22 protein-coding genes are annotated in these 26,135 nt (G+C 42.0%); 7 read left to right on the top strand and 15 right to left on the bottom strand.

Annotation, left to right across the window (positions count from 1 at the left end; all coding sequences use genetic code 11):
- The first annotated feature begins 355 nt into the window (after positions 1-355).
- Positions 356-3,895, top strand: a complete 3,540-nt coding sequence (gene smc / locus QWZ17_RS25945; RefSeq protein WP_290308250.1) for a chromosome segregation protein SMC — start codon at positions 356-358, stop codon at positions 3,893-3,895.
- A 108-nt stretch (positions 3,896-4,003) separates the two neighbouring features.
- Here smc and QWZ17_RS25940 read toward each other — a convergent pair whose 3' ends face one another.
- From QWZ17_RS25940 to QWZ17_RS25925, 4 genes are read right to left on the bottom strand one after another with little or no spacing between them, the layout of a single operon-like run.
- Positions 4,004-5,515 (bottom strand): S41 family peptidase, encoded by a 1,512-nt coding sequence (locus QWZ17_RS25940; protein ID WP_290308249.1) that lies wholly within the window; start codon positions 5,513-5,515, stop codon positions 4,004-4,006.
- Between the two features lie 56 nt (positions 5,516-5,571).
- Positions 5,572-6,180 carry an HAD family hydrolase gene (locus QWZ17_RS25935; RefSeq protein ID WP_290308248.1) on the bottom strand — a complete coding sequence of 203 codons (609 nt, stop codon included), beginning with the start codon at positions 6,178-6,180 and terminating at the stop codon, positions 5,572-5,574.
- Complete coding sequence (locus QWZ17_RS25930) at positions 6,170-6,478, bottom strand: hypothetical protein (RefSeq protein WP_290308247.1); 309 nt, start codon at positions 6,476-6,478, stop codon at positions 6,170-6,172. The genes QWZ17_RS25935 and QWZ17_RS25930 overlap by 11 nt, the downstream gene beginning before the upstream one ends.
- On the bottom strand, positions 6,479-7,132 hold the full coding sequence (locus QWZ17_RS25925; protein ID WP_290308246.1) for an ABC transporter ATP-binding protein: 654 nt from the start codon (positions 7,130-7,132) through the stop codon (positions 6,479-6,481). It abuts the gene before it with no gap.
- Between the two features lie 152 nt (positions 7,133-7,284).
- On the opposite strand from QWZ17_RS25925, the gene nhaA reads away from it, so the two are divergent.
- From nhaA to QWZ17_RS25910, 3 genes are all read left to right on the top strand, one after another.
- Positions 7,285-8,583 (top strand): Na+/H+ antiporter NhaA, encoded by a 1,299-nt coding sequence (gene nhaA, locus QWZ17_RS25920; RefSeq protein ID WP_290308245.1) that lies wholly within the window; start codon positions 7,285-7,287, stop codon positions 8,581-8,583.
- A gap of 224 nt (positions 8,584-8,807) precedes the next feature.
- Entirely contained in the window at positions 8,808-8,969 is a 162-nt protein-coding gene (locus tag QWZ17_RS25915; protein WP_290308244.1) for a hypothetical protein, read from the top strand.
- Between the two features lie 42 nt (positions 8,970-9,011).
- Positions 9,012-9,410 carry a hypothetical protein gene (locus QWZ17_RS25910; RefSeq protein WP_290308243.1) on the top strand — a complete coding sequence of 133 codons (399 nt, stop codon included), beginning with the start codon at positions 9,012-9,014 and terminating at the stop codon, positions 9,408-9,410.
- A 78-nt stretch (positions 9,411-9,488) separates the two neighbouring features.
- Here QWZ17_RS25910 and QWZ17_RS25905 read toward each other — a convergent pair whose 3' ends face one another.
- From QWZ17_RS25905 to QWZ17_RS25895, 3 genes are all read right to left on the bottom strand, one after another.
- Positions 9,489-10,055 (bottom strand): isochorismatase family protein, encoded by a 567-nt coding sequence (locus tag QWZ17_RS25905; protein ID WP_290308242.1) that lies wholly within the window; start codon positions 10,053-10,055, stop codon positions 9,489-9,491.
- Positions 10,056-10,133: 78 nt separating this feature from the next.
- A complete protein-coding gene (locus tag QWZ17_RS25900) occupies positions 10,134-11,399 on the bottom strand; it encodes an MFS transporter (protein ID WP_290308241.1) in 1,266 nt (421 codons plus the stop codon).
- 29 nt (positions 11,400-11,428) lie between these two features.
- Entirely contained in the window at positions 11,429-11,866 is a 438-nt protein-coding gene (locus tag QWZ17_RS25895) for a MarR family winged helix-turn-helix transcriptional regulator (RefSeq protein WP_290308240.1), read from the bottom strand.
- A 316-nt stretch (positions 11,867-12,182) separates the two neighbouring features.
- Between QWZ17_RS25895 and QWZ17_RS25890 the strand changes: the two genes are divergently transcribed.
- The 3 genes from QWZ17_RS25890 to QWZ17_RS25880 are packed head-to-tail and all read left to right on the top strand — an operon-like array spanning position 12,183 to position 14,271.
- Positions 12,183-12,431 carry a group III truncated hemoglobin gene (locus QWZ17_RS25890; protein WP_290308239.1) on the top strand — a complete coding sequence of 83 codons (249 nt, stop codon included), beginning with the start codon at positions 12,183-12,185 and terminating at the stop codon, positions 12,429-12,431.
- A 49-nt stretch (positions 12,432-12,480) separates the two neighbouring features.
- Positions 12,481-13,356, top strand: coding sequence for a glycoside hydrolase family 25 protein (locus QWZ17_RS25885; protein ID WP_290308238.1), 876 nt, complete (start codon positions 12,481-12,483; stop codon positions 13,354-13,356).
- A 54-nt stretch (positions 13,357-13,410) separates the two neighbouring features.
- Positions 13,411-14,271, top strand: a complete 861-nt coding sequence (locus QWZ17_RS25880) for an Rpn family recombination-promoting nuclease/putative transposase (protein ID WP_290308237.1) — start codon at positions 13,411-13,413, stop codon at positions 14,269-14,271.
- A gap of 80 nt (positions 14,272-14,351) precedes the next feature.
- Here the strand turns inward: QWZ17_RS25880 and QWZ17_RS25875 are convergent, their stop codons facing one another.
- The 8 genes from QWZ17_RS25875 to QWZ17_RS25840 all read right to left on the bottom strand — a co-directional run bounded on the left by QWZ17_RS25875 (position 14,352) and on the right by QWZ17_RS25840 (position 25,546).
- The gene (locus tag QWZ17_RS25875) at positions 14,352-15,044 is read right to left on the bottom strand and encodes a head GIN domain-containing protein (protein WP_290308236.1); all 693 of its coding nucleotides are present in this window, start codon (positions 15,042-15,044) and stop codon (positions 14,352-14,354) included.
- 104 nt (positions 15,045-15,148) lie between these two features.
- Complete coding sequence (locus QWZ17_RS25870) at positions 15,149-15,598, bottom strand: hypothetical protein (protein ID WP_290308235.1); 450 nt, start codon at positions 15,596-15,598, stop codon at positions 15,149-15,151.
- 391 nt (positions 15,599-15,989) lie between these two features.
- Entirely contained in the window at positions 15,990-18,287 is a 2,298-nt protein-coding gene (locus tag QWZ17_RS25865) for a GH92 family glycosyl hydrolase (protein ID WP_290308234.1), read from the bottom strand.
- Between the two features lie 23 nt (positions 18,288-18,310).
- Entirely contained in the window at positions 18,311-18,982 is a 672-nt protein-coding gene (locus tag QWZ17_RS25860; protein ID WP_290308233.1) for a basic secretory protein-like protein, read from the bottom strand.
- Positions 18,983-19,071: 89 nt separating this feature from the next.
- Positions 19,072-20,040 carry a DUF5007 domain-containing protein gene (locus QWZ17_RS25855; RefSeq protein WP_290308232.1) on the bottom strand — a complete coding sequence of 323 codons (969 nt, stop codon included), beginning with the start codon at positions 20,038-20,040 and terminating at the stop codon, positions 19,072-19,074.
- A gap of 25 nt (positions 20,041-20,065) precedes the next feature.
- Positions 20,066-20,755: a hypothetical protein gene (locus QWZ17_RS25850; RefSeq protein WP_290308231.1), complete on the bottom strand. Its 690-nt coding sequence runs from the start codon at positions 20,753-20,755 to the stop codon at positions 20,066-20,068.
- 18 nt (positions 20,756-20,773) lie between these two features.
- A complete protein-coding gene (locus QWZ17_RS25845; RefSeq protein ID WP_290308230.1) occupies positions 20,774-22,264 on the bottom strand; it encodes a RagB/SusD family nutrient uptake outer membrane protein in 1,491 nt (496 codons plus the stop codon).
- A 30-nt stretch (positions 22,265-22,294) separates the two neighbouring features.
- Positions 22,295-25,546 carry a SusC/RagA family TonB-linked outer membrane protein gene (locus tag QWZ17_RS25840; RefSeq protein WP_290308229.1) on the bottom strand — a complete coding sequence of 1,084 codons (3,252 nt, stop codon included), beginning with the start codon at positions 25,544-25,546 and terminating at the stop codon, positions 22,295-22,297.
- Between the last annotated feature and the right edge of the window lie 589 nt (positions 25,547-26,135).

Here is a 26,135-nt window from a genome sequence, read left to right as displayed (position 1 = left end):
GCTGCTTCTTTGATACTATTTCTCGCCTGATCATGATTTAAATGATTTACTAATTTAGTAAACCTATTTCAGGACGAGACATTATTCACAAACACGTTGTAAGTCAAAATTCGATAAATCTGCTTAACTACGAAGTCTTCTCGAACGCCTTAAAAAAATTAAAATGTGAGAAATCCCGGTTCTGAAAAAATCCCTAAATGCGGTATAGCTTTCAGTCTTTTATCTTTTGTCCAAAAGTCCTTTGTCTCAAAAGTCCAAAAATCCCAAAAGTCTTACAGTCCAAAAATCTCTTCCATAAATCAAAAAAATATGATTACTTTGAAGGTTAAATTTTTGCAAGGATACAACAGGATAAATGCAGCTTACCCGCTTAGAAATCAAGGGCTTTAAAAGTTTCGGAGATAAGATCACCATTAATTTCAATGAGGGTGTAACTGCTATTGTAGGACCTAACGGCTGCGGTAAATCAAACGTGGTGGATTCTATCCGCTGGGTTTTGGGCGAACAGAGCACCAAGATGTTACGATCTGAAAAGATGGATAACGTAATATTTAACGGTAGCAAGAGTCGTAAACCTGCCAACCTTGCCGAGGTTTCCCTCACTTTTAATAACACCAAAAACGTACTACCTACAGATTATTCGCAGGTTACCCTTACGCGCAAGCTTTACCGTACCGGCGAAAGTGAGTACCGCCTTAACGATGTGCAGTGCCGCTTAAAAGATATTACCGATCTGTTTTTGGATACGGGTATCGGGTCAGATTCGTACTCCATCATCGAGCTGCGGATGATCGACGAGATCATCACCAACAAGGAAGGCTCGCGCCGTAATTTGTTTGAGGAGGCATCGGGCATATCAAAATACAAGCTTCGCAAAAAACAAACATTTAACAAGCTAAAGGATACCGAGGCCGATTTGGAGCGTGTGGAGGATTTGCTTTTTGAAATTGAAAAGAACCTTAAATCGCTGGAGAACCAGGCTAAAAAAACGGAGCGCTATTATCGCATTAAGGAGCAATACAAAACGCTCAGCGTTATGCTGGCCTCTTTCCGTATTGTATCCTTCAGCGAATCGTTAAAGAAAATTGAAAACCTGGAGCAACAGCAAAAGGCCGACAAAAGTGGCATTGTTGCTCAAATAGATACTTTAGAGGCCGCTTTACAGCAACAAAAGCTGGACAGCATTACGCGGGAGAAAAACCTATCGGTACAACAAAAAACCACCAACGAGTTTGTGTCCAAGATACGCGCTTATGAAAGCGATAAAAAGATCAAAAACGAACAACTCAAATTTCAACAGGATAAGGAAGCACGGTTAACCGACGAACTGGATAAAGACAAAAACCAGCTTAACCACGTACTATATAATATTAAACGCCTTAGCGAAGAGAAAGCTTTGGATGATGAAAACCTGCAAAAAATTCAAAGCAGGCTTTTTGAACTGAAGGAAGCCGTTGATGAATTGCGCGGACAACAGGCCGAAGCGCGTAACGAGTTAACCGAGATTACTGGTGTTAATACCCGCCTGCAAAACCAGGCCTACAAGGCCGAAAAGGATATCGACATCCTGCAAATTCAGCAACAGGCTTTGGAGCAGGAAAGCCAACGCAACATGGAAGATACCACCAACAAAGAGGTGGAACTTTCGCACTTTAACCAGGTAGTAGCCGAACTAAGCAACCGAAAGGAAACGCTGGATTATGATTATCAATCGGCCCTTGATTTTGAGAACAAGCTAAAAGAACAGATTGCCGAAACTGACGCGGAACTGGCTTCGGTAAAAGATACCATTATCAAAGAAAGCCGCAAGCTGGATGCCAAGCAAAACGAGTACAACCTAACCAAAAGCATGGTAGATAACCTGGAAGGTTTCCCGGAGTCTATCCGCTTTTTAAAGAAAAATACCGACTGGGCTAAAAACGCCCCGCTGTTTAGCGATGTATTATTTTGTAAGGAAGAATACCGTGTAGCCATTGAAAACTACCTGGAACCGCTGATGAACTACTACGTGGTTGAAAACTACGATGAAGCTATCAAGGCTATTCAGTTATTGAGCAACGCGGCCCGCGGCAGGGCACATTTCTTTATTCTTGAAAACTATACCGAAGAACATCCAACCAACCCGGCATTTGAAAACGCGGGCGCGGTATCCGCATTAAAGGTTATTGAGGTTGATAAACGATACACACGGCTTTGTAACCATTTATTAAAAAACGTTTACCTGGTTGACGACGATAAAGACCAGCAAATTAACAATGCCGCCCTGCCCGATGGCGTGGTGCTGATTGGTAAGAGCGGTAAATTCAATAAATCAAAACATACCATGGCCGGCGGGTCGGTAGGTTTGTTTGAGGGGAAAAGGATTGGCAGGGCCAAAAACTTAGAAAATCTGGCCAAAGAGATAAAGGGAATCGAGGTTAATGTAAATCAGCAGAGGGCAAAATCCGACGAATTGCAAAGTCGCCTGAGTGCCCTAAAAGCATCTACCAAGGCCGCCGAGATCAATGAGCAGCAAATGATCATTAACCGTTTAAATACCGAGCTGATCACCGTTAAAACACGCCAGGAGCAATATCAAACCTTTATTGAAAACAGCCTTAACCGCAAGGAGGATATTGCCCGAAAAATTGCGGGCATCAACGAGGAAATGATGAACCTGCACCCCCTGCTGGCCGATTTAAAAACGCAAAAGCAAATTCAAAACGAATTACTGGTTGATAAGCAGGCCGCGTTTAATGAATTGAACGAATACGTATCGGTACAATCAAACGCTTATAACCAGGAAAATATTAAGTTTCACCAGCAGCAAAATAAAGTATCGGGCCTGCTAAAAGATTTAGATTATCGCGATACCCAACAGGAAAGCCTGGAAAGCCGCATCCGCCATAACAGCAACGAGCTGGAAAAAGTTAAAATAGCCATTCAGGATAACCTGAAACAAGCCGATAACTCCGACGATGACCTGCTGGAAATGTACGAGCAAAAAGAAAACCTGGAAAAAGCCACCCAACAGGCCGAACAGGAATACTACCAATGGCGCGGACAGATTACCGAAAGCGAAAATGAGGTTACCGCCCTGCGCAGGAAAAAAGACAACCACGAGGTTATTGAAAACGAATTGCGTGATGAACGCAATAACCTGAAGTTAGAACTTAATGCCCTTAAAGAGCGTCTTTCTGTTGAGTTTAACATCGATATAGAAGATCTGCCCGAAACCGAGCCTCCTGCCGAAAGTGAACAGGAACTACGCGAAAAGGCGGATAAACTAAAAAAACAACTGGATGATTTTGGTGCCATAAACCCCATGGCGGTTGAGGCCTATAACGAAATGAATGAGCGTTATACCTTTATACAGGCTCAAAAGAAAGATTTGAGCGAAGCCAAAGCATCGTTATTAGCCACCATACAGGAGATTGACGACACCGCCAAAGAGAAATTTATGCATGCCTTTATTATGGTGCGCGAAAATTTCATCAAGGTATTCCGCTCGCTGTTTAATGACGAGGACTCCTGCGATTTGATCCTGACAGATCCTAACCACCCGCTGGAATCTGATATCGATATTATCGCCAAGCCGAAAGGTAAACGTCCGCTTTCCATCAACCAACTATCCGGCGGCGAAAAAACGTTGACTGCCACCGCCATACTGTTCTCACTTTACCTGTTAAAGCCCGCCCCCTTCTGTATTTTTGATGAGGTTGACGCCCCGCTTGATGATACCAATATTGATAAGTTCAATAACATCATCCGTACGTTCTCTAAAGATTCGCAATTCATCATTGTATCGCACAACAAGCGCACCATAGCGAGTACCGATGTAATTTACGGCGTAACCATGGTTGAGCAGGGCATCTCGCGCGTGGTGCCTGTGGATTTAAGGGAACTTGCAGATTAAACAATAAATATTGCTACAAACAGCAAGAAGGCCAATGACGATAATCATTGGCCTTCTTGCTGTTTAAAAAAGAGATTGGCTTTCTGCCTTGAGCCTTCGGCTTTCAGCTTATTTTTTCGCTTTAATACTTCTGCCGCCAATCATACCGGTAAACCTACGTTTATCAAGCGTGGTAGTCATCGTATTAATTTGCTGCTCAGACATCGTTTTGGTGCGCGAAAGACTTTGAACTTTAGGGCCGGTTACAGCGTAAGTACCCGTTTTGATATAATTAAGCGCGTGTTGCAGCAACACCTCTGTGCTATCGCCAAAATCTTTAGTTACGTCGTCATAATCGTTAAAACCCGGGTAATCGGCTGTTCCTGGGTTCATGCCCGAATAATAACCGCCCTGGCTGGCCGAGTTTTTAGTTTCAAACTGCGGCACATATAACTGGTATTTATTTATATCGATAGCGAAGAAACCTACCGGTTTACCATAACTGGTACGCCCAATAAACTTAACATCCATCTCGGGGCGCAGATTGTTAATAGTCAACTCGCTGGCAGATGCAGTAGAGCCCGTTACAATAAAAAACACCCTACTGATATCTAAGGTGCCGTTTTTGGCAAACTTGGTTTGGTTGTTGGCCGGTAAAAAGTCGCCTTTATTAATGTTGTAAATAGCGCTCAGTAATGGGTGGTTATCGGCCTGTAGTTTATCGTTATAATAATAAGTATACATCAGGCTTCCGCTTTTGGCGCTTGGTACAATCAGGTTATCCAGGTATTCAGCAGTTGCTACATACCCGCCGCCATTGTAACGTAAATCAACAACCAAATCTGTAATGCCCGCATCTGTAAACGCTTTGAACGCGGTAAGCAATTGCGGCCCGGCATTGGTTGGCGAAGTAAATGTATTGAACACCACATAACCCACTTTTTTGGTTCCTTCGGTAAATACTTTATAGGTTAAAACCGGATTGATAGTGTAAGTAGCGGTCGAAAGGTTTACATCGGCAGAAGTTCCATCGGGCTTTTTCACGGTCATGGTAATTGGGCTACTACCAAATACGGCATTTACAACAAAATTTGTGTTTGTGCCATTGTCATAATCCAAAGCGGTACGGCCATTTAGCTTGGTAATCTGGTAGCCGCGTTTTAGGCCGGCCTTATCGGCAGGCGATCCTGGGTATACGTATTTTACCCGCAGATCTGTAGTTTCCTGGTACAATACCGAAAAACCAAAATCGCCATTGGTACCACCCAGTTCTGTTGATACGGAGCCATCGTCGATAAAAGAATATTTAGCTTCGCCGGGGGCAGCAGCATAATATTCATAAGGCAGGTTGGTTGCCGGGTTTATTTTGTATTGCGATAGCGCATCAACCTCGCTGGTAAGCGCGGCAGCATCTGTTGAGCCGGTAAAGGTACGTGGCGCAAAAGTTTTATAATCGGGAATGGCATCATACCACAAATAGGTTTCTTTGGTATACAGGTAAACCGAATCTTTGATCAAATCAAGCGTTGATGGTTTCACTGTAGCTACGGTATCAACAGGCTTAATTACATTTTTGCTTTTTGAACAAGCACTTATTAAACCGGCAACGGCAACCAGGGTAAAGTAAAATATTTTTTTCATGGATAAATGAATTACAAGGACTTAACGAAATAAAAACGAGTATCTTACAAAAAACGCTATAAAAACTTCTCTACACTTAAATAGTCAATTCCAACAGTTTCGGCACATAAATTATCAACAGCAGAATTTCCTATCATCAAAATATCCCGGCGTTGCAGGTTATGCTCCTGCATCAACAGGTGAATAACGTCCGGCTCGGGTTTGGGGGCGGTTTCTTCCGCCAAATAGCAGGTAAGGTACGGTTCCAGTTTATGCCATTCAACCTGTTTAATTTTATTAACCTGTTGAGCCACATTTCCGTTGGTTACAATGAACAGTTTTTTCCTGTCAACAACAACCTCCTGGAGTAAGGTAAGCATATTCTGATACAAGAGCAATTTTAACGGGAGCTTGGCGGTTATAAAAAGGTTTTCAAATTTATCGCGGTAGCCTTCGGCAACCGGGTACTCTTTGGCCAATGTATCAAATACCTCGTCGGCTCCCTGGTTTATATACGTATCTGTCATCAACTTGGTTGTCTTTTTGGCGTCAACCAATTCAACATACTCCAACATATTGGCAAATAGGTAATAAACCTGGTATATATAATCTTTAACCGGGTAAAGTACGTCATCCAGCTCCAAAATGAACGCGGTTTTACGCTTGTCAATATCCTTATACTTCATCGGCACCGGCCACTATTTTTATATTGTATTCATTAAATAACACTTCAGATTGCTGCAGCAGCGCAATCTCCTGGTCGCGAAAAACGTACACCAGTTCAACACCAAGGTCCAGGCATAAAGCCAGCATTTCATGCGTGTAGCTTGCCGATGCAGGATTGGGCAGGCGTACCAGTTGGCCTGGCTTCAGCATAAAATCGGGCAGATCCATATAATCGCCCATGATAATATTATCGCCATTTAGTTTATTTTTTAAACGATAGGCGGGTGCGGCGTTTGCCGCGGTGATCAGTATCTTCAACTATTGTACAATTAAGCCATCCTTCATCGTAACCGTACGATCTGATAAGTTGGCAAGGTCTTCATTATGGGTAACAATTACAAAGGTTTGATTAAAATCTTTCCTCAACTTAATGAAAAGTTCATGCAATTCAAGCGCGTTTACCGAATCGAGGTTACCCGATGGCTCGTCGGCAAATATTAAAGCCGGGTTATTGATAAGCGCCCTGGCCACGGCAACCCTTTGCTGCTCGCCCCCGGAAAGCTGGTTGGGTTTATGGCTCATCCTTTCGGACAGGCCCAGCAGATCAAGCAGTTCTTTAGCTTTACGCTCGGCATCTGATTTAGATACACCTGCAATAAATGCCGGGATGCAAACATTTTCAATAGCCGTAAATTCGGCCAGTAAATGGTGAAATTGGAAGATAAAGCCAATTTTACGGTTCCTGAAATCGCTGAGGTGTTTATTATTAAGGCCGCTGAGCTCAATATCATTGATATACAATTGCCCGGAATCGGGTCTATCCAGTGTGCCCAAAATATTAAGCAATGAACTTTTACCAGCGCCGGACGCGCCAACAATGGTCACAATTTCGCCGCGCTTAACCTCAAGATCAACGCCTTTAAGTATTTGCAGCTGCCCGTATGATTTATGGATAGATTTTGCCTTCAGCATAACACAAAGTTAATATTTTGGCTGATTTTATTGTGAGGAGGCTAACCTTTACAAGTGAAAAGCTAAAAGTCTTTTGTCCTTTATCTTTCCATCCTTTATCTTTCTATCCTTTATCTTTCCATCCTTCATCCCAAAAACGTAATTTAGAGGCAATGAGGCAAAAGCTACCTATTGATAAAATCACCGATCCGGTAAACAAGTTTATACACCAGGAGCATACCAGCGGCATCGTACTTTTCATCAGTGTATTGGTGGCTATTATCTGGGTAAACTCGCCTTTCGCGCACTCCTATCACCAGGTTTGGGACCTTAAATTATCTATTGGTATTGGCCGTTATGCGCTTAATCATTCACTGCACCTATGGATCAACGATGGACTAATGGCCATATTTTTCTTTGTGATAGGCCTGGAGCTGAAACGGGAATTTATGGCCGGCGAACTATCATCCATCAAAAAAGCGTCGCTTCCCATGGTAGCCGCCCTGGGTGGAATGCTTATACCCGCCATCATTTATTTTTTGATTAATAAAGGGGCCGAATCAGAACATGGCTGGGGCATCCCCATGGCTACCGATATCGCATTCGCGCTGGCTTTACTTTCGTTGGCAGGCAAGCGTATCCCATCATCCGTAAAAGTTTTTTTATCGGCTTTAGCCGTGGCCGATGATCTGGGGGCAGTATTGGTTATCGCCATATTTTACAGTTCGCATATTGATTTAATACCGCTTACCATAGGTATTTGGCTATTGGTAATACTGTTGATTGGCAATAAAATGGGTGTACGCAGTATTATTTTTTACCTGGTAATCGGCTTCGCGGTTTGGGTAGCATTCTTGCTATCGGGCATACATGCTACTATAGCGGGAGTACTGGTTGCATTCACCATACCTGCCCGCACCCGTATTAACGAAAAAAGTTATGCCGATAATTTGCGCAAACTGCTGTTTGATTTTGAAAAACAAATCCCCAACAACAGCACCCTTACAACGCCCGAACAACACCATACTATAGAAAAAATAAAAGAACTAAGCACCTATGCCGAAACCCCGCTGCAAAAGGTAGAATACGCCCTGCATCCCTGGGTAGCATTTGTGATAATGCCCCTATTTGCATTGGCCAATGCCGGCATATTGATAGGCGCTAACTTCTTTTCATCGCTGCTAAACCCGGTAAGTATAGGTGTTGCCGTTGGCCTGTTGGTTGGTAAATTTATAGGCGTGCTATCCGCCACCTGGCTCATGGTTAAATTTGGAGTGCAACTGCCCGCAAAATCAAACTGGAAACAAATTATTGGCGTGGCCTTGTTGGCTGGGGTTGGTTTTACTATGTCGCTCTTTATATCGGGGCTGGCCTTTAGCAGTCCCGAAATGGTTGACCAGGCCAAGTATGGCATTTTGCTGGCATCATTGTTAGCAGGCGCGTTAGGGGTGATTGTATTGAAGAGGGCGTAAGTGTTTTGTCGGAATCAGAATTTTCAGAATTTAAAAATGAACAGAATTGTTGTCTGAACCCGAAATCGTCGAATTAGAGAATTAACAAAAATTCAATTCAAAAAATTCCTTAATTCGACAAATTCGGGTTCGGACAAACTCTTTATACTGGCGACTTACAATTGATCGAAACAATTTCAATTAACGATGAGTTAACCTAATAGCATTTTTAAAGCCTTACGATTATGAAAACATCAGCATCAACACCTCAACCCAAAACCGTAAAAAAAGAAGGCAGCACTGCAACCCAAGGCAGTAAAGAATTGAAAACCGATTTCCCGATGAGCGAAAAAGACGAGATAAAAAAAGCGGAAGAACAGATGAGGAAACAGGCAAAAGGGAAATAATTTTTGACCATAATTGCATAGCTTAGCGTAACCATTACAATTATGAAAAAACTAAGTTATTTGATTATCCCCATTTTGTTTTGCATAGCTGCATGCAAGCCATCACTTAGCGTAACGGCACTTACCGGTAAATGGCATTACGCCAAAGTGGCGCATCCAAATGCCAACCCGCCGGATACGATGAAAACCGCAGAACTGGCCGAGGTAGCACCTTACATCCAGTTTTCGCCCGAACGAAAATGGGTTATTGTTTGGGGAGGCAAATTTCTGTCGCACGGTAGTTACACCCTTAACGGCAGCAACATGAACATGACCGAGGTATTACCAGATGGCAAAACCCGTGATTTTGTTTTTTATGTGTCAGAGCTTACCGATACCAATATTATTTTTGAAAGTATGGGTGTTGATGGCTCAAAGGTGACAGCGGTGAAAGCGCCGTAGGTTTTGGTGAGGATTATCTTTAAGATACCAAGAAAGATTTACGAAGTTTTAAAAACTTCGTAAATCTGGCTCTGTTTGTTACGCCGGCAACTTCGCTATAATATCCTCTGTAGTACCAACCTCGCCCAACCTTGGGAAAATATTTTTGAAGCTGCTCTCATGCGCATCTAAAAACATATCGCTCATGGCATCGCTGGCAAAAGCGATGTTATAGCCAAACTCATTAGCCTGGCGGGCTGTTCCTTCAACGCCCACGCTGGTAGCAATACCGGCTAATACAATCTGTGTTATATTTCTTTTTTGCAATTCCTGGTGCAGAGCAGTTTCATAAAAAGCACCCCAGGTGTGTTTGGTTATGCGGATATCCTCATCACTTGTTTCAATTTCCGGCACTATATCCAGCCAGTCGGCCGCGGGTGCACCACCTGCAGGCGGGTTCCTGTCTTTACGTACCCCAAAAGCTTTGGAACCTATAGGATTAACATTTACCAATACTATCGGCAGTCCCGCCTCCCTGAAAGCGGCAACCAGTTTAGCGGCATTAGCCAACACCCCTGCAACCGGGTGCGCCACAGGCAATTTAACAACCATATTTTGCAGATCTATTAATACCAAAGCGGTATTTTTATCAATTGTAGTTATCATATGAAGATGTTTACTTAGTATTGTTTATATAGTTTTTCAATTCGTGTAATTAGATCAAATTCGTGCAATTTGTGTGCATCAGTTGGACGCCAACGTATTTATCGGTGAATGCTGCAAAGTATCCTCAGTAGCCTTCTCCAATTTCCTTTTCTTTAAAAAACGCATGTGCAGCAGGCCAATAATTAAAGCCACCACACCTTCGCCTAAAACGGTATCAGGCACGCCTATTTTTTGGGAGATCCCTCCTACCAGCAAACCACCAAGCGGCTGCATCCCAAAAAAGGCCATGGCATAAAAGCTGATCACCCGCCCGCGCATAGCCGGATCTACCGTGGTTTGAATCAAAGTATTACTAATGGTGATCTGCGACATCATCCCAAACCCGGTTACTGCTGCAAATAGCAAAGCGAGCGGATAATTGGGCATGTGAGAGAAAATGACCAATCCGGCTCCAAACACAAGTGTGTTGATAGCCAGGATCTTTTTAAGATCGTGCCCTGGTTTTAACGACGCCAGGAATATCGCCCCCGATAAAGCACCTAAACCAATCAGGCTATCAATAACCCCAAAGGTAGATGCTGTTCCTTTAAAAATATCCTTGGCATACACCGGGATGAGCGTACTGAAGGGCAGTACAAACAGACTGATCATGGCCAGCATAATCAACACAAACTTTATAGAAGGTGTGTTTTTGATATAGGAGAAGCCTTCTTTCAGCTCAAAAAAGATATTGTGGTTATGCGGTTTAGCTTCAGACTTTGGCAACCTCATCATGAGCAATGAGCCAATCACCGCTATAAAACTCGCGGCATTCGCACCAAAACATATGGTATCGCCAAATTTCTCTAAAACCAATCCTGCAATACCCGGACCAACCAACCGGGATAAATTTACCATTGATGAATTTAGGGCGAGGGCATTAGGCAGGTCGGATTTATCATCCACCATTTCGTAAACGAGCGATTGCCGGGCAGGGACATCAAAGGCGTTGATTACGCCAAGTAAAGCGCTCAACCCAATAATTATCCAAACATTATAATAACCAAAGAATATAAAACCGGTAAGCAAAACCGCCTGGATCATTGACGCGGCCTGGGTAGCCAACAGCAGTTTATAACGATCATACCTGTCAGATACCACCCCTCCCAAAAACGAAAGCATGAACGACGGAAACAAGCTGGCAAACAATGTAACGCCCAATAAAAATTTAGAGTGTGTTTGCGAATAGATAACCCAGCTCACGGCTGTTTTTTGCATCCAGGTACCAACCAATGATATGGATTGGCCGGTAAAATAAAGCCTGTAGTTACGGCTTTTAAAAGCATTAAATGTGCTGATATTCATTCCTCACCTATCTTCCCCTTACCGGGGACTTATTCAAAATTTACAATTTTTGTTAACGGCCCTATGGCCTGTTTTAGCAACTCCTGCTCTTCAGTGGTACAAGTTGCTTCAATGGCTTCATTGAGCCATGCATTGCGTTCGGTACGCACCTGGTACAGCATCTGGCTGCCGGTTTCTGATAAGGTGATAATAGCTTTACGCTTATCTGTTTCAGAAATGCGCCTTTTAATTAATCCGCGTTGCTGCAGGTTAGCCAATATCTGCGACATACTTTGCGTGGTGATCTTCTCCATGGTGGCAAGCTCGTTAGGAAGCAATTCTTTATGCAGATCAAGCGCCGCTATCACAGAACGTTCGGTTAATGACAGCTTATCGGCGGTTACCGAATGCTTGCGCAATATTTTAATAAGGCGGGTAACCACAGTGCGTAAATCAACCGCCAGTTGAATGTCTTTTTGCTGCTCCATTTTTATTTATCAAGTAAACTTGTAAGTTTACCTTACAAATATATGAATTGTTTTATCTTTCTATTGTCATAACATTATTTAGGCTTTAAGCCCAATGCAGTCGTTACTCTGCATAAAAATTGCATGGCTATTATTAAAATCCAACTCAAAATGCGTCAATTTGTAATATCAATATGGATCAACGCCACGATATATTAACCCTTGATGATGTTAAGCTATTGGTTGATACTTTTTACAATAAAGTAGCCGAAGATGCACTGCTTGCGCCAATTTTTATCGATCGCTTGGGAGATAACTGGTTACCGCATCTACAAAAATGTATACTTTTTGGCAAACTGTCCTGTTGGAAGAATATACTTACAACGGCGCGCCATTTCCGCCACATGCCAGGTTATCGGTTGATGAAAATCACTTTAACCAATGGCTTAATTTGTTCGCACAAACCGTAGATACCCTGTTTACCGGCGATAAAGCCAATGAAGCCAAATGGCGGGCCGCTAAAATGGCCCAGATGTTTCAGCACAAAATAGCCTACTTTAAAAATAACCCGCTGAATATATTGTAGCTGTAAATTCGCAGGCAGATATACAGGTCGTTTTTTGTAATTTTACCACGTGCCGCCTCCTGTAAAAAAAACACCTGCAAAAACCCCGTCACCCGTAAAGAGGAAACCTGTAGCTAAAAAGAAAGCACCCGCAGGCACTTCATGGGGATGGAAAATTGCGTTGGTCGGCTTATTACTCATCTTGTTATCCCCTTTTTATTACGGTTATATTTTAAGATTTGGCAGCGCCACCTGGCGATGGATATTAGATATTGGGCAGGATACCAAATACCGCACTTACAAAAGCTTCAATGTACGCATCCCGGGCGGGTATACCGTTCATGGTATTGATGTATCATCGTACCAGGGTAAAATAAACTGGCAAAAGGTAAAAGCCATGGAAGAAGATGGTGTACAGATCAAATTCGCATTTATTAAAGCTACTGAAGGTGTTTTATTAAGCGACCCCTACTTTCAGCGCAACTGGCGCGAGGCCGCCAGGGCTGGTATTACCTGTGGTGCTTACCATTTCTTTTTGCCTCAAAAAAGTGGTTTATGGCAGGCCCGGTTCTTTTTGCAAACCGTTAAAGTAGAAAAAGGCGACCTGCCGATGGTTGTTGACGTTGAAAAGCTTTACCGTACCACACCCGAGAAAATGCGCGCCCAGCTCACCCTGTTTATTAACCAGGTTGAATCAAAAACAGGTGTAAAGCCCATTATTTACACCAACATCAGCTTTTATCAGGATTACCTGCAAGGCTATTTTGATGAATACCCGCTCTGGATAGCACACTATTATCAGCCCCAGCTTAACATCGGCGCCAAAACCAACTGGCAGTTTTGGCAACACTCTGATAAAGCCCGAATTAACGGTATTAACCAAAAGGTTGATATGAGTATTTTTAGGGGTGATACCGTTGCGTTTGAAAAATTATTAGTGAAATAAATTGATAATTTCCCTACCAGTCGATTCTCGTTTTTGAAAACTTTATATTTGGTGATGCCTGATACCAATCCACCTGTTCCGGGAAAATATATCGATCCTTTAGTTGATTTTGCTTTTAAAAAGATATTCGGCAATGAGCCAAACAAAGATTTATTAATAGCATTTTTAAATGAAGTTTTCAGGGGCCGAAAACTCATCGTGGACCTCACCTATAACAAAAATGAACACCCCGGCGAGATCAAGGATGAAGGATCAGCAATTTTCGATCTGCTTTGCACTGGCGATAGAGGTGAGCGGTTTTTAATTGAAGTACAACGTGCTAAACAAGGCTACTTTAAAGAAAGGGCGCTATTTTATACCAGCCGCCTCATTAGCGACCAGGCCCCCAAAGGTAAACGAAACGCCTGGGGCTACAACATTGCCGAAGTATACTTGATAGCGTTATTAGAAGATTTTACTTTAGAAGACAGTCCGGCAGATGCTTACGTGCACGATATTTCATTGTGCAATACCGCTACTGGTAAAATATTTTACGATAAACTGGGTTATACTTATATTGAATTAAGTAAATTTGTAAAAGAGGATAAAGATTTAGAAACGGATTTAGACAAATGGTTGTATGTTTTAAAAAACATGAGCCGCATGGATAAAATCCCCACCTATCTCAGAAAGCCTATATTTGAGAAATTATTCAGCATAGCTGAATATACAAATCTAACAAAGGAGGAACGAACCATGTATGATAGCAGTATGAAATATAAATGGGATAACCAAAATGTGTTGGATTATGCGGTAAAAGAAGGGAAATTAGAGGAGGCGAGAAAAATTGCCCGAGAAATGAAAAATGATGGTTTACCGCTTGCCCAAATAGCAAAATTCACAAAGCTCTCCATTGAAGAGATAGAAAAACTTTAATTGAATATAAACATAATTTAAAAGCCCCTGCCGATTCATCTCAGCAGGGGCTTTCTCTTTTCTCAATTAGGTCAGCGGAGTTAATCCTCCTTATTGATCCTGCCCGAACCTGTATACCTTGCCTCTGCAATAACCGCGTTGCCGCTGTAGTTAATGCCACCAGAGCCAGTGATATGGCCCGAGATACTTTTTTCGGCTATAACATCAACACCGCCCGAGCCGGTGATTCCTGCATTCGTGGTTTGAGTACGTAAAGATTTTCCGGAGATATTTCCTGAACCTGAAATACGAAGATTGGCTACATCAGCGCTACCTTTAATATTAATAGACCCGGAGCCACTTACTTTGGCATCCAGTGAATTTGATTTAACCGCTACATCCATATTACCAGAGCCACTTAGCCGCACATCTACATCGTTGCCGGTTAATACACCGTCCAGGTCTACACTACCTGAGCCACTGTTTGCTAAACCGTTAAGCGATTTTGCAGTGATATAAATATCGGTCTTTTTAATATTACGGTTCCACGAGAAATGGTTCTTAAAATCAATTTTTAAAACGCCGCCTACTACTTCGGTTCTTATGTCTTTTAAAACGTCTGCATCCACATCAAGCTTCAGGCTTTCGGTGCCGTTTATTTTAACGTGTACGTTAAACGGACCGCCAGATTCAATTTTGCTAAAGCCCGAAACCGCCCTGTTTTCCTGGGCAACGCTATTTAAGGTCATCAGCGCGAAAGCTGATGCTAATAAGATGAATGCTTTTCTTTTCATAATTTGGTTGTTTTATGAAAAGACGCCGGTAGTAATTGAATAGTTGCACAGGTGGGCGATTAATCAAAAGAAAACATAAATAAGATCAACAAACGGTACCCGCTTTAATCCTGCGCAAATATGGTGACTACCCTATTTGTTTTTTTGGAGAACGCAATTCCCAAAGTGGTTTCGTAACCAATATTGTAGCTAAAACTACCGGCAGTAGGGTCTGCTTTAATATCCAGCCAGTTTTGCTTATCCGCAGGATCGGGATCATCAAAGCTATCTTCTATTTTTTCGTCCTTAGCTATCGCCGGTTTAAAAAAATTGCTTTTATCAAAAAAGTGTACCATTCTCACTTTGACACTATCTTCAATTTGTTTATTATCTGATAGTTCTGAGTCGCCCAACAAATCTGTCGACCAGGATTTTTCTTTATATAGAAGCTTGTTATTATGGTTACGTATAGCAATGATAATCCCTCCCTTAGCTATGCTTTCGCCATAAAGTGTTATACTGAAATGATCTTTAAATACAGTATCAGAAAACAACTCATCTGCCGAGTAGCTCAATAACTTTTTTGTAGTATCAATAATTAAGGTATCCGGCTCTGCTTTTAAAACAGGCTTATATAAAGATGCTGTACCGTTTTTTTTAGTAGATGTATCGTGTGCTAAGTATCCTTATTAGCGGTTTTTGTCTTAGTAGTACACCCGGCACCAAACAGCGCTAATAATGTAATAAGATAAATAGGTTTCATAGATGTATTTGTTGCAGCACATATATACAAAGAAAGCCCCGCATTTTCATGCGAAGCTTTCTTTTATCTAAACCGGGATTTTATCTGAACCGGGATTGAACAGATTTATCAGATAGACAGGATTTTTATTTGCATCCTTCTTCATTTTCCAATCTTCAAATCAAAAAATCATCTGCACATCTGTAATCCGCACATCTGCACATCTACCGGTGTTTACTTCCCATATAAAAAGTGATCTCACCGCCGTTCATAATGTCAGCATGGCTGATGAACAGGTCGGTTAGCTGTTTACCGTTCAATACCATCTTTTGTACATAAACATTCTTCGCGCTTTGATTTTTTACGTTGATGGTAAAAGTTTTGCCGTTATCCAGGTTGATCGTAGCGCCATCTACTGCCGGACTACCGGTTGAGTATTGGTCAGAGCCTGGTGCTACCGGGTAAAAACCCAATGAGCTGAAAATGTACCAGGCACTCATTTGGCCTGTATCATCATTACCACCCAAACCGTCTGATGTTGGTTTGTACATTCTCGGCAGTATCATACGGATGCGCTCCTGCGTTTTCCATGGCTCGTTTGTCCAGTTGTACAGGTAGGCTACGTGGTGCGATGGTTCGTTACCGTGTACGTAATTACCAATAATACCATCCCGGGTAATGTCTTCTGTTTCGGCAAAGTATTTATCCGGCAGGTTCATGGTAAACAACGAATCCAGGTACCTGGTAAATCTTTTGTTGCCACCCATCAATTGTATCAATGATTTGGGGTCCTGTGGTGCAAAAAGGGTATAGTTCCAGCTGTTGCCTTCTATAAAGCCTTCGTTGATCGTAGTCAGAGGGTCAAAACCTTTCCTGAACTCGCCGTTTGCCAGTTTCGGACGCATGAAACCTACTTTAGGATCGTACACGTTTTTGTAGTTCGCTGATCTTTTCATGAACGTTTCATATACATCCATGCGGTTTAACTTTTTGGCTAATTGGGCTATCGACCAGTCATCAAAAGCGTACTCTAAGGTTGATGATACCGATACACCGCTTTTTTCATCGGGAATATAGCCATGATCCATGTATTCGCCTATGCCTTCGTAATCCCTATGGGTGGCGGTAGCTATACAGGCATCCAGTGCTTTGTTGGCTATAGTTTGGTCTGTTACCGTTCCTTTTACTATCGCGTCGGCTAATACAGCTACGCTATGATAACCGCTCATACACCAGTTTTCGTTACCAGAGTTTGACCAGATAGGCAGCATATGCTCCGGGCTTTGGTCATAGTGAGCCAGCATGCTTTGTACAATATCCGCGTTCCGTTTAGGTTCGATGATATTGAACAGCGGATGCAGCGCACGGTAGGTATCCCATAATGAAAATGTGGTATAATTGGTAAACCCTTCGGCTTTGTGCACGTTTTGGTCGAGGCCTTTGTACTGGCCGTCGGCATCCATGTAGATGGTCGGGTTGATCATCGTATGGTACATGGAGGTATAAAAGTTCTCTTTGGTTTCTTTATTGCCTTTGATCTCAATTTTATGCAGTTCCTGTTCCCATTGTTGCTGGCCTTCGTTCTTTACTTTTTCAAAGTCCCAGCCGGGTATCTCGGTTTGCATATTATTCATGGCACCGGCCATGCTTACCGGCGAAATGGCAAACTTGATTTTGATCTTTTCGCCTTCTTCGGTTTTAAAATCGAAGTAAGCGCGAAGCTGTTTGCCTGCTATCTCGGGGAAGTTTTTGGTTTGGTTGAATTTACCCCAGAAACCGCCGTAAACTTCTCTTTTGTCGTATTTTTTGTAGCCGTGTTTAAAAAACGCTTTGTTAAAGCTCATGGCAAAATACAATGTTCTGGTCCTGGCCCAACCGTTGGTTTGGCGGAAGCCCATAACCGTACTATCATTCACTACCCTTAAATACGTCCATACGTTTTTATCGGGATAGTTGTAGATACCAGCCATCAGATCAAGGATGATATGCGACTCATCTGATTTGGGGAATGTATACTGGTGAAAGCCTACTCTTGCCGTAGTGGTCATTTCGGCCAAAATATTATGGTCGTCCAGTTTTACTTTGTAGTAGTTTGCCTGGCTCACTTCATTCTGGTGCGAGAACGCTGAGCGGTAGCCGCTGCCGGGTTTATCGGCTGTACCGGGGTTTAGTTGTAATGCTCCCGTTGTCGGCATAATCAAAAAGTCGCCCAGGTCTGAGTGGCCCGTACCGCTAAAATGCGTATGACTAAAGCCGGTGATGGTTTTATCCTCATACTGATAACCCGCGCAGTATTTATATACATCGGGATTATACTTACCGTTAAGCTCGTAGCTGGCCGTATCCGTTTCCGGGCTTAGCTGTACCATCCCAAATGGAACCGTTGCTCCCGGATACACATGCCCCATCCGCGCTGTACCGATAATTGGGTGAACGTATTGAACTAAATTCTCCGGGGAATGTGTTTGAGCCTGCAAAGAAAGAGCAGGGCTTAAAAGGATTGTAAAAAGAAATTTCTTCATTTTATGTTTAAAGAGAACTATTGTTATATAGCTGGATTGGCAGCATAAGCCTTCCAAAGCTCATCTACAGTTTTGCCGGTTTCCTTTTTCCAGTTATCATCTGTAAAAGTATGATCGCGTAATTGTTTGTCGAAAGTTTTTACCAGGTCTTTTTTGTAGTTTTTTTCAACCCAAACTAAAAAACGGGCGGTAACACGATAGGCGTTATCGTAGTTTTGTGTGGCCTTAAATTCTGGTAAAGCCCAATGCGCGCCTGCATTATCAACACCGTATTTGTTACGTGCATAATCGGCAATACCTTCGGTTAACCACCCCGGACCAGCACCATCACCATAACCTTGTACAATGTGCATTACCTCGTGGGTAACCACATCAATATCTTTAGGATGTTTGGTCATGTATTTTGAACTAAACTTTACTACACCACCACCGGTTTCGGCTACGCCTCCGTAAGCGGTATCAATTAAAAAAGTTACGTCCTTTAATGTTTTTTTGTTGTACTCTTTTTCCAGTTTAGGATAAACTACAAAAAAGGTTTCTTCTAATTTGCTAATCTCGGCTTTATCAAAAGCAGGGTCCTGGTTAATAACGGTTAATTTATAACCATTTTTGCTGATCACATCTTGAGACTGAGCATGACCGGCTGTACAAAAAGCTGTTACTAATAATGAACTTAATAAAAATGTTTTTTTCATTGTTGTTGGGTAAATATAGAGCTTATGTTTAAAATAAAATACCCGGCATAGCGTAAACGGCTATGCCGGGTAATAATTGTTTTGCTTTATTATATAGGATCGCGGGTAACGTGTTGTAGTTTTACAGTTATAAGGTAAGTACCTTCCTGGAAAACCCTCACCGTAAACCTAGGGTTGGCGCTATAACCCCTATCCGGCGTCGGCGTAAAGCCCGGATCTATTTTGGCAAATTTGCCCGGGATACGGTAATAAATTGTAAAGCCCTGAGCTGCACCCTGAAACGGGAACGGAATCACCTCAAAATTACAGGTTAATGATGTATCAGAAACCACAACCGGGTGAAACTTTGCAAAGGTTGTAAAATCGCTTCTGTCGCCACGTTTAATGTATTCGCCATTTTTAGGGTCGAAAGCAACGCCGTTTTTATCAACAATTTTTAAAATGGCAAGCGTTCCACGAGGTGATAATTTTGTTACAGTAACTTTTGGCTCACCAATATCGCCGCTTGTGGTAGTTCCATCTTTAAACCAGGCACCGCCTCCGGCATCAATTTCGGCAACCGGCCCATCATACAGGTTAAAATTGGCCACGTTTTTATAAGTTTTTGTGCCGTTTTCGTTCGTAGCACTAATATCGAACTCATAAAGCCCAACTGGGGCATTGGCAGATGAACCGAAGAAGGTAAAACCACCAGTATGTTCGTTAAATTCAAAAGCAGGTGAGCTTACGACCTTACGGGTGCTGTTAAGCAAAGCCACGGTTGTATCAACATTAGGATCAAACTGCGAGATGTATACATACCTATCCCTGTTTTTGTAAATTGAATCGGCGTGTTTGTGCGTCACCGCGTCTCTTATATCCAATAATTTATAGGTAACCGGGGCGCTCGATCCATCATTATCTACTGCTGATGTCTCTACCACGTTTCCGCGCACTATCTGGATGGGGCTATCCCTGTACCTTATTTGCGTACTTAAAAAACCATGAGGGGCCTTAACGCAGGCTGCAACGCTCGTTACCGCCAAAGCAACAAGCAAAATCTTATAATTTCTTTTCATTTCCTTAATCTGTCTAAAAAATTAATTAATTGGCCGATTGAACAAAATAGGTAAACGTGTGATTATTGTTAAGCACGTGTAGTATACCTGTTGTTGTAATTATTCCCGTTGTTTGGCAAAGATCGGATACCAACTGCCGCGGATCAGCGGCGCTTACGCCGGTAATATCTACCGGTACAGGGCCTCCTGGTTTTAAAGGAACAACCTTGGTTAAAAAGATATACTGCGGATCGGTAGTGAAGATGCTGTTGGTATAATCGGTAGTTGGGCGTTTGTTGATCAACCTGTATTCACCATCGTTAGCTTTTACGTAAACACCTGTTTGAGTCAACTTATCTAAAGTGAATTTATCTTTAAACATGTAGGCTCTTAACGAATCTTTAAGTGTTACAAAGTTCAATGAGTCAAACGTGTAAACCAAATTTTCGTTGTTTGTACTGATACGTAATTGGGCCTGTTTTGCCTGTACGTAATTATGGATAGAATAGTTGGTAAGCGCGAAAAACGTACCACTGCCATTCACCTCATCCTTTAACTGCATTTTGTTAATCATAATTACCAGGGTATCAAACGCGTGGTTGGTTTTAAGGTAATCATATGTGGTCATGTTCACATTGGCTTTAAACAAGTCGCCGCCTATGGTATAGTCCTTTTTGCACGAGAAAAAAGCCGTTGCTGCAAATAAGGCGAGTATAAATATTTTTAATGTTTTCATTTTAAAATAGTTAAATGGTTATAACTTACCTTGCCAGTAAGGCGTTTGTGTTAATACAAAATCGTCTTTAAACATGGTTGGGTCAATTGGCCAGTAGTTACCCCCGGCGTTAATCCTGGTATCGTCAAAGCTTTCGTTATAATCTGCAATGAAGCTTGAATTTGTGCTGCCAATGTGTTTGGTACGCACCAGGTCATAAAATGACTGACCTTCATAAAACAACTCGCGCAAGCGTTCTTCCAGAATAGTGCGGGCAAGCGCGTCGCCGGCTCCGGAATAATCAGCAATTTTAGCTCTCTCCCTCACTTTATTGAGCAATACTAAAGCTTCGGCGTCGCGTCCTAAATGATTTAAAGCTTCGGCACGTAATAACATAATATCAGCCAAACGGAAAATGATCAGGTTGTTTGATAAACGCGGATCATTTTTGGCAGATCCATCGGCATAAGTAATATTGCTGTATTTAACCGTTTGCCCGTTACCATCAGATTGTGCCTGGAAAAAGTACTTGGCGTACCTTAAGTCTAATGTATCGGTGTACAATTTATTCACATAATCCCTGTTCAACGGCCATTCAAGGTTTGTTTTCGAATAAACGTAAGGATAACGTAAGGTTGGCACGTAACCACCATTATTAATGGCTATACCTTCGCTTTGACCGTAGCTGATGTTAATTTCAAAAATACCTTCAATTGATTTACCTACAAACACTTTGCTGAATTGAGAAGTGTCGGTAACCAGGCTATAACCTCCGTTATTAATAACCTGAGCTGCAGCCTGCTCGCTTGCGCTGTAATTATGTATCCAGGCCTGGATATGAGCTTCTAATGCAAACGCGCTGCCTTTATTTGCCCTAACGGCACGCTGATTATCATCAGTGTAACCATATACCAGGTTAGCTTCGGCAATTTTTAAATCGGCAAGGCATTGTTTCATTACATCAGCAGCCGGTGTGCGCGGAAGATTTTTTGCCTGGCTGATATCCAAATCAGGCGCCAATTTCAAAGGCACATCGCCCCATACCCTACTCATATAAAAATAAGTGAAGGCCCTTAAAAAATAGGCTTCGCCAATGATCTTATTTTTATCATCCTGGTTGGTGAAGGTATTGATTGGAATGTTTGGAACTTTAACAATAATTAAATTGATTTGCTGCAATAACTGGTAATAGTTTTGCCAGTTCCAATAGCCCGATCCTACGTTTAGCCCGGTAAATTCGCCATTGGAGATGTTATAGTTTGCATCATCCTGACCAGAGTTGATATTAAACTCCTTTGCAGTTGCATCTCCATATACATGGAACGATGTGTTGTTAAGCAACACCGAACGCAAAAGCGCGTATGCACCTGCTATAGCGGTGTTGGCATCATTACCATTGGTAAAATAAGCATTAGTAAATGTGGAGTTATGAGGCTCAAGATCAAGCACCTTTTTACAAGATGTAATACCACCTATAAGGCCCGATACAAGCACTAACCCGGCTGTATATTTTAATATTTTTCTTTTCATTTCTTTTCTTTTTATCAACCTGTGTAAATATTATAGGCTTACGTCAAGTCCTAAAGTAAATTTCTTAGGAACCGGGTAGCCACTACCGTTGTAAATACCAAAAGCATCAACCTCCTCGGCATCCGGCACATTTGATTTTTGGAAAATATGCAGGTTATCAACCATACCATAAATGCGCAGGCGGCTGATGTGCAGTTTTTGCAAAATGCTTTGATTGAATGTATAACCCAATGATACCGTTTTGATACGCAGATAGGCGCCGTTTTCTACCCAGGCCGAACTAACCGCCGCGTATTTGTAATGAGTACCGCTTACCGAGCTTAAAGACGGATATTGCGCATTGTCGCCAGGGTTTTTCCAGTAATTGATGCCAGAAAGATCCGGGAAGGCATTGTGGGTAATATCATGGTAGGGATCAGGATCGCCATCGTCATTTGGTACCAGGTGCGATAGCTTACCAACCAGGTAATCATTATAAATATCCCTACCCAAAGTAAACGTACAGAACACGGAGAACGTCCAGTTTTTGTATCCGAATACGTTATTGAAACCGCCTGTAAATTTAGGGTTAGGGTTGCCTGCCGGTACATAATCTGTTTGATCAAGGGTGCCATCACCGTTTGAATCTTTCCAGATTGGGTCGCCCCCCTTAAACGGATAACCATAAAAGTTAATTGGCGCACCGGTAACCGGGTTAACTGGCACATCCTTATCGGTTTTATAAATGCCGGTTTGTTTAAACAGGTTGTACTCGTTAATAGGTTGTCCCTGCCTTAATAAAAACTTATCTAAATAAATATCGCGGCCACCGTTTGGCAACGCTGTGATCTCATTTTGGTTATAGGCGATGTTGAAATCAGTTTCCCACTGAAAAGCGCTTTTAGGATTAAAATAATGCGCTATGAACGAAGCCTCCAAACCACGGTTTTGTGTGCCAATGGAGTTGGTTACAATGGTTTGGTAACCGGTAGTAACAGGCAGATTTAAGGTAAAAATACCTTTGCTTGTATTTTTAACATAAGCATCGGCAACAAAATTGAACCTACCATCAAGGAAAGTCATATCAAAACCAACGTTTAATTGTTTTGAATGCTCCCAGGTAAGATCTTTATTACTCAAGCCAGCACCAAAGTTAGGCGAGATAGCTGCAACGCCATTATAAGTTGTTGACAGGTTTGCGCCTGTTTGCGGGCTGCTACTACCTGCGAAGCCACCAGCGCCAATATTGTACGAGTTAAATGACAGGTAGTTATCGCCACCATCGGGCTGCCTGCCGGTGATACCGTAGCTACCGCGCAGTTTAAATAGGGTTAACCAGTTTTTGGCAAATTTCATGAAAGGCTCATCGCTTATGATCCAACCGGCAGATACCGAAGGGAAATAACCCACCCTGTTACCAGGACCGAATTTTGATGATGCATCGGCATTCATTACACCAGATATCAGGTAACGGCCTTTGTAATCATAGTTTACGCGCACAAACTCGGTAGAAATGCCGCTTTCAATCAAATCAGAAAAAGCGGTTGAGCTGTTTTTGTCTAACACCTTAACTACAGAGATCTGATCATTAGGGATTCCATCGGCCGAAGCACTTGTTGCCCTATATGAGTGATACTCGGTGTTTTGACCTAATAATACGTTGATGTGATGAACTTTATTAAGCGTAGTGCTGTACTGGAAGTTACTGCTGAATAAATAGTTGGCAGAGTTATCAACAAAACTTGATGCATAACCATAACCACTTTGCCTTACTATGCCCGGTGTAAATGTATCCTTACGGCTGCCGGCACTTTCATAAGATATGATACTGTTGAATGAAAAATGGTCGGATATTTTCCAATCGATAGTGGGACTAATGGTGATGCTGTTATTGGTATTATTATCGGTTGAGTTGCTGGTGCTGCCAAAAAGAAAATCTTTATTATCCTGTGTTAAATATAAGTTTGATGGCGGCAGCGGGCTGTTGGCATAATAACCACCTGTAAACGGATTTACGTTACCGCTGATATCGCTTAGCGATGTAGGCCTGTCAACACGGTAAAACCTGATCTGAGTGCTTATTTTTAATTTTGGCGATATGTTGATACCAACGGTACTGTTTACTGCATAACGCTGTAAACCTGTTTTTTTGATAATACCGCTTTCGTTATAGTAGTTTAACCCATAACGGTAGGTTACAATATCGCTGCCACCGGTCATTGATAACTCGTAGTTGTCAACTACACCGGTTTGGTATAATTGCCCGCGATAATCATTAGCGTTGTTAAATGCCGGGTTTAAGGTATCCGTTAATATTTGTGGGATGTTTTTAAGGTTATCATAGTTACCGTAGTGCTGAATTAAAGCCAGTTTAGCCCTGGTTTCTTCGGCACCGGTAAGTACTTTATCTAAATTAGGTTGATCGGTTATACCATGATAGGTTGAAAAATTGATCCTGGTTTTGCCGGCTACACCTTTTTTGGTAGTAATCAATACCACACCATTTGCTCCCCTTGAACCGTAAACCGCAGCTGCCGAGGCATCTTTCAATATATCGATGTTATCAATATCGCCAATAGGGATACCTGCCAACACATCTGTACTGGTACCGCTGCCATAGTTTATAGCTGCAATATCCTCTGTACTTTGTGGTACGCCATCAATAACGTATAAGGGACCCGAAAGCGCCCTGGCTAAGCTTTGTTTGCCCGAAGCCGATCCGGTGTTATTATCAATATTACGGCTTACAGCGGTATTACCCCTTAAAACAACATTACTACGTACGCCAGGCTCGCCAGAAAAGTTCTGTACGTTTAAGCCGGCAACACGGCCTTGTAATAAAGCGTCGAAAGTTGGGGCAGGGATATCCGCGATGCTTTTAGGATCAACAGAAGTTACTGCGGCACTCACCGTTCTGCGCGATACCTGCTGGTAACCAATTACCACAACATCCTTTAAAGTTTGCTGATCTGTTTTCAGTACCACAATGAGGTTTGATTTTGCCTCGGTAATCTTAATGGTTTGGGCAATATAACCCAGCATCCTTACGGTAATGGATTTACCGGTTTCTACCTTAATGGTAAAAGCCCCTGATGTATTGGAAGAAATACCAGAGGTTGAGCCTGTTAATAAAATGGAAGCGCCAGGCAGTGGTCCGCTGGCATCTTTAACCACACCCGAAACCGTAACCTGGTTACCTGTCGGGGTATTTTGAGCTTGCACGGTAAGCGTTCCCAAAAAAAGCAAAATTGGAATTACACACGTGTAATAGAAGATCTTTTTTTTGTAAAAAAATTCAATCATAAGTAATAAATAAATGAGCAGTTAATAATTGTTGATACAGATGATGAGATATATCTGTATTATAAAAGGTTTTAACAGCATCGCTGTCGTTTTCATTAGGCTTTGTAGTTTATTTCTCCATTCAGTAGGTTTTAGTTAAAAATAATTATACGCTTCAATAAAACGTTTTATCAACAATTGTAAATAGATGCAGCACCTTGCAAATTATAAAGAACAAAAAATAGTGGCCGGCTAAAAAATGAAAGCCGGTAAAAAATGAAAGATCAAAAACGCCTGGCGAAGGTGACAATCCTCCCTCCTGCTTAAATAATCAAATGCTGCTTTTCAAAGTATACTATCCTTATGATGTGATGATAAAACGGGTTCAGATAAAACGTTTTATCTATAAGGACACATGTTTTTAACAATAGAATAATCCAAATATAATATACTAAAATGTTTTACCAAAATTTTCAAATTATTTTTATCAATAAACATTAATTATTACACTATTTACTTTTTACAAGACACTTTATTATTAAAATAGTTACACCTAAAGAGAAATTATTGTGAAAAACTCATCAAAAAGCACAAAAGCCTAAAAACGGGC

It is taken from the genome of Mucilaginibacter flavus (assembly GCF_030409315.1).
Lineage (GTDB): Bacteria > Bacteroidota > Bacteroidia > Sphingobacteriales > Sphingobacteriaceae > Mucilaginibacter > Mucilaginibacter flavus.
This window is presented reverse-complemented; position numbering and strand designations above follow the sequence as displayed.

What these genes read in the sequence shown, in the direction of transcription:
- QWZ17_RS25860 (WP_290308233.1), bottom strand. Translation starts at nt 18,982, where the DNA reads ATGAAAAAAACATTTTTATTAAGTTCATTATTAGTAACAGCTTTTTGT.
- QWZ17_RS25935 (WP_290308248.1), bottom strand. Translation starts at nt 6,180, where the DNA reads ATGAAGTATAAGGATATTGACAAGCGTAAAACCGCGTTCATTTTGGAG.
- QWZ17_RS25855 (WP_290308232.1), bottom strand. Translation starts at nt 20,040, where the DNA reads ATGAAAAGAAATTATAAGATTTTGCTTGTTGCTTTGGCGGTAACGAGC.
- nhaA (WP_290308245.1), top strand. Translation starts at nt 7,285, where the DNA reads ATGAGGCAAAAGCTACCTATTGATAAAATCACCGATCCGGTAAACAAG.
- QWZ17_RS25850 (WP_290308231.1), bottom strand. Translation starts at nt 20,755, where the DNA reads ATGAAAACATTAAAAATATTTATACTCGCCTTATTTGCAGCAACGGCT.
- QWZ17_RS25900 (WP_290308241.1), bottom strand. Translation starts at nt 11,399, where the DNA reads ATGAATATCAGCACATTTAATGCTTTTAAAAGCCGTAACTACAGGCTT.
- QWZ17_RS25910 (WP_290308243.1), top strand. Translation starts at nt 9,012, where the DNA reads ATGAAAAAACTAAGTTATTTGATTATCCCCATTTTGTTTTGCATAGCT.
- QWZ17_RS25845 (WP_290308230.1), bottom strand. Translation starts at nt 22,264, where the DNA reads ATGAAAAGAAAAATATTAAAATATACAGCCGGGTTAGTGCTTGTATCG.
- QWZ17_RS25940 (WP_290308249.1), bottom strand. Translation starts at nt 5,515, where the DNA reads ATGAAAAAAATATTTTACTTTACCCTGGTTGCCGTTGCCGGTTTAATA.
- QWZ17_RS25875 (WP_290308236.1), bottom strand. Translation starts at nt 15,044, where the DNA reads ATGAAAAGAAAAGCATTCATCTTATTAGCATCAGCTTTCGCGCTGATG.
- QWZ17_RS25840 (WP_290308229.1), bottom strand. Translation starts at nt 25,546, where the DNA reads ATGATTGAATTTTTTTACAAAAAAAAGATCTTCTATTACACGTGTGTA.
- QWZ17_RS25925 (WP_290308246.1), bottom strand. Translation starts at nt 7,132, where the DNA reads ATGCTGAAGGCAAAATCTATCCATAAATCATACGGGCAGCTGCAAATA.
- QWZ17_RS25880 (WP_290308237.1), top strand. Translation starts at nt 13,411, where the DNA reads ATGCCTGATACCAATCCACCTGTTCCGGGAAAATATATCGATCCTTTA.
- smc (WP_290308250.1), top strand. Translation starts at nt 356, where the DNA reads ATGCAGCTTACCCGCTTAGAAATCAAGGGCTTTAAAAGTTTCGGAGAT.
- QWZ17_RS25895 (WP_290308240.1), bottom strand. Translation starts at nt 11,866, where the DNA reads ATGGAGCAGCAAAAAGACATTCAACTGGCGGTTGATTTACGCACTGTG.
- QWZ17_RS25905 (WP_290308242.1), bottom strand. Translation starts at nt 10,055, where the DNA reads ATGATAACTACAATTGATAAAAATACCGCTTTGGTATTAATAGATCTG.
- QWZ17_RS25890 (WP_290308239.1), top strand. Translation starts at nt 12,183, where the DNA reads ATGTATACTTTTTGGCAAACTGTCCTGTTGGAAGAATATACTTACAAC.
- QWZ17_RS25915 (WP_290308244.1), top strand. Translation starts at nt 8,808, where the DNA reads ATGAAAACATCAGCATCAACACCTCAACCCAAAACCGTAAAAAAAGAA.
- QWZ17_RS25865 (WP_290308234.1), bottom strand. Translation starts at nt 18,287, where the DNA reads ATGAAGAAATTTCTTTTTACAATCCTTTTAAGCCCTGCTCTTTCTTTG.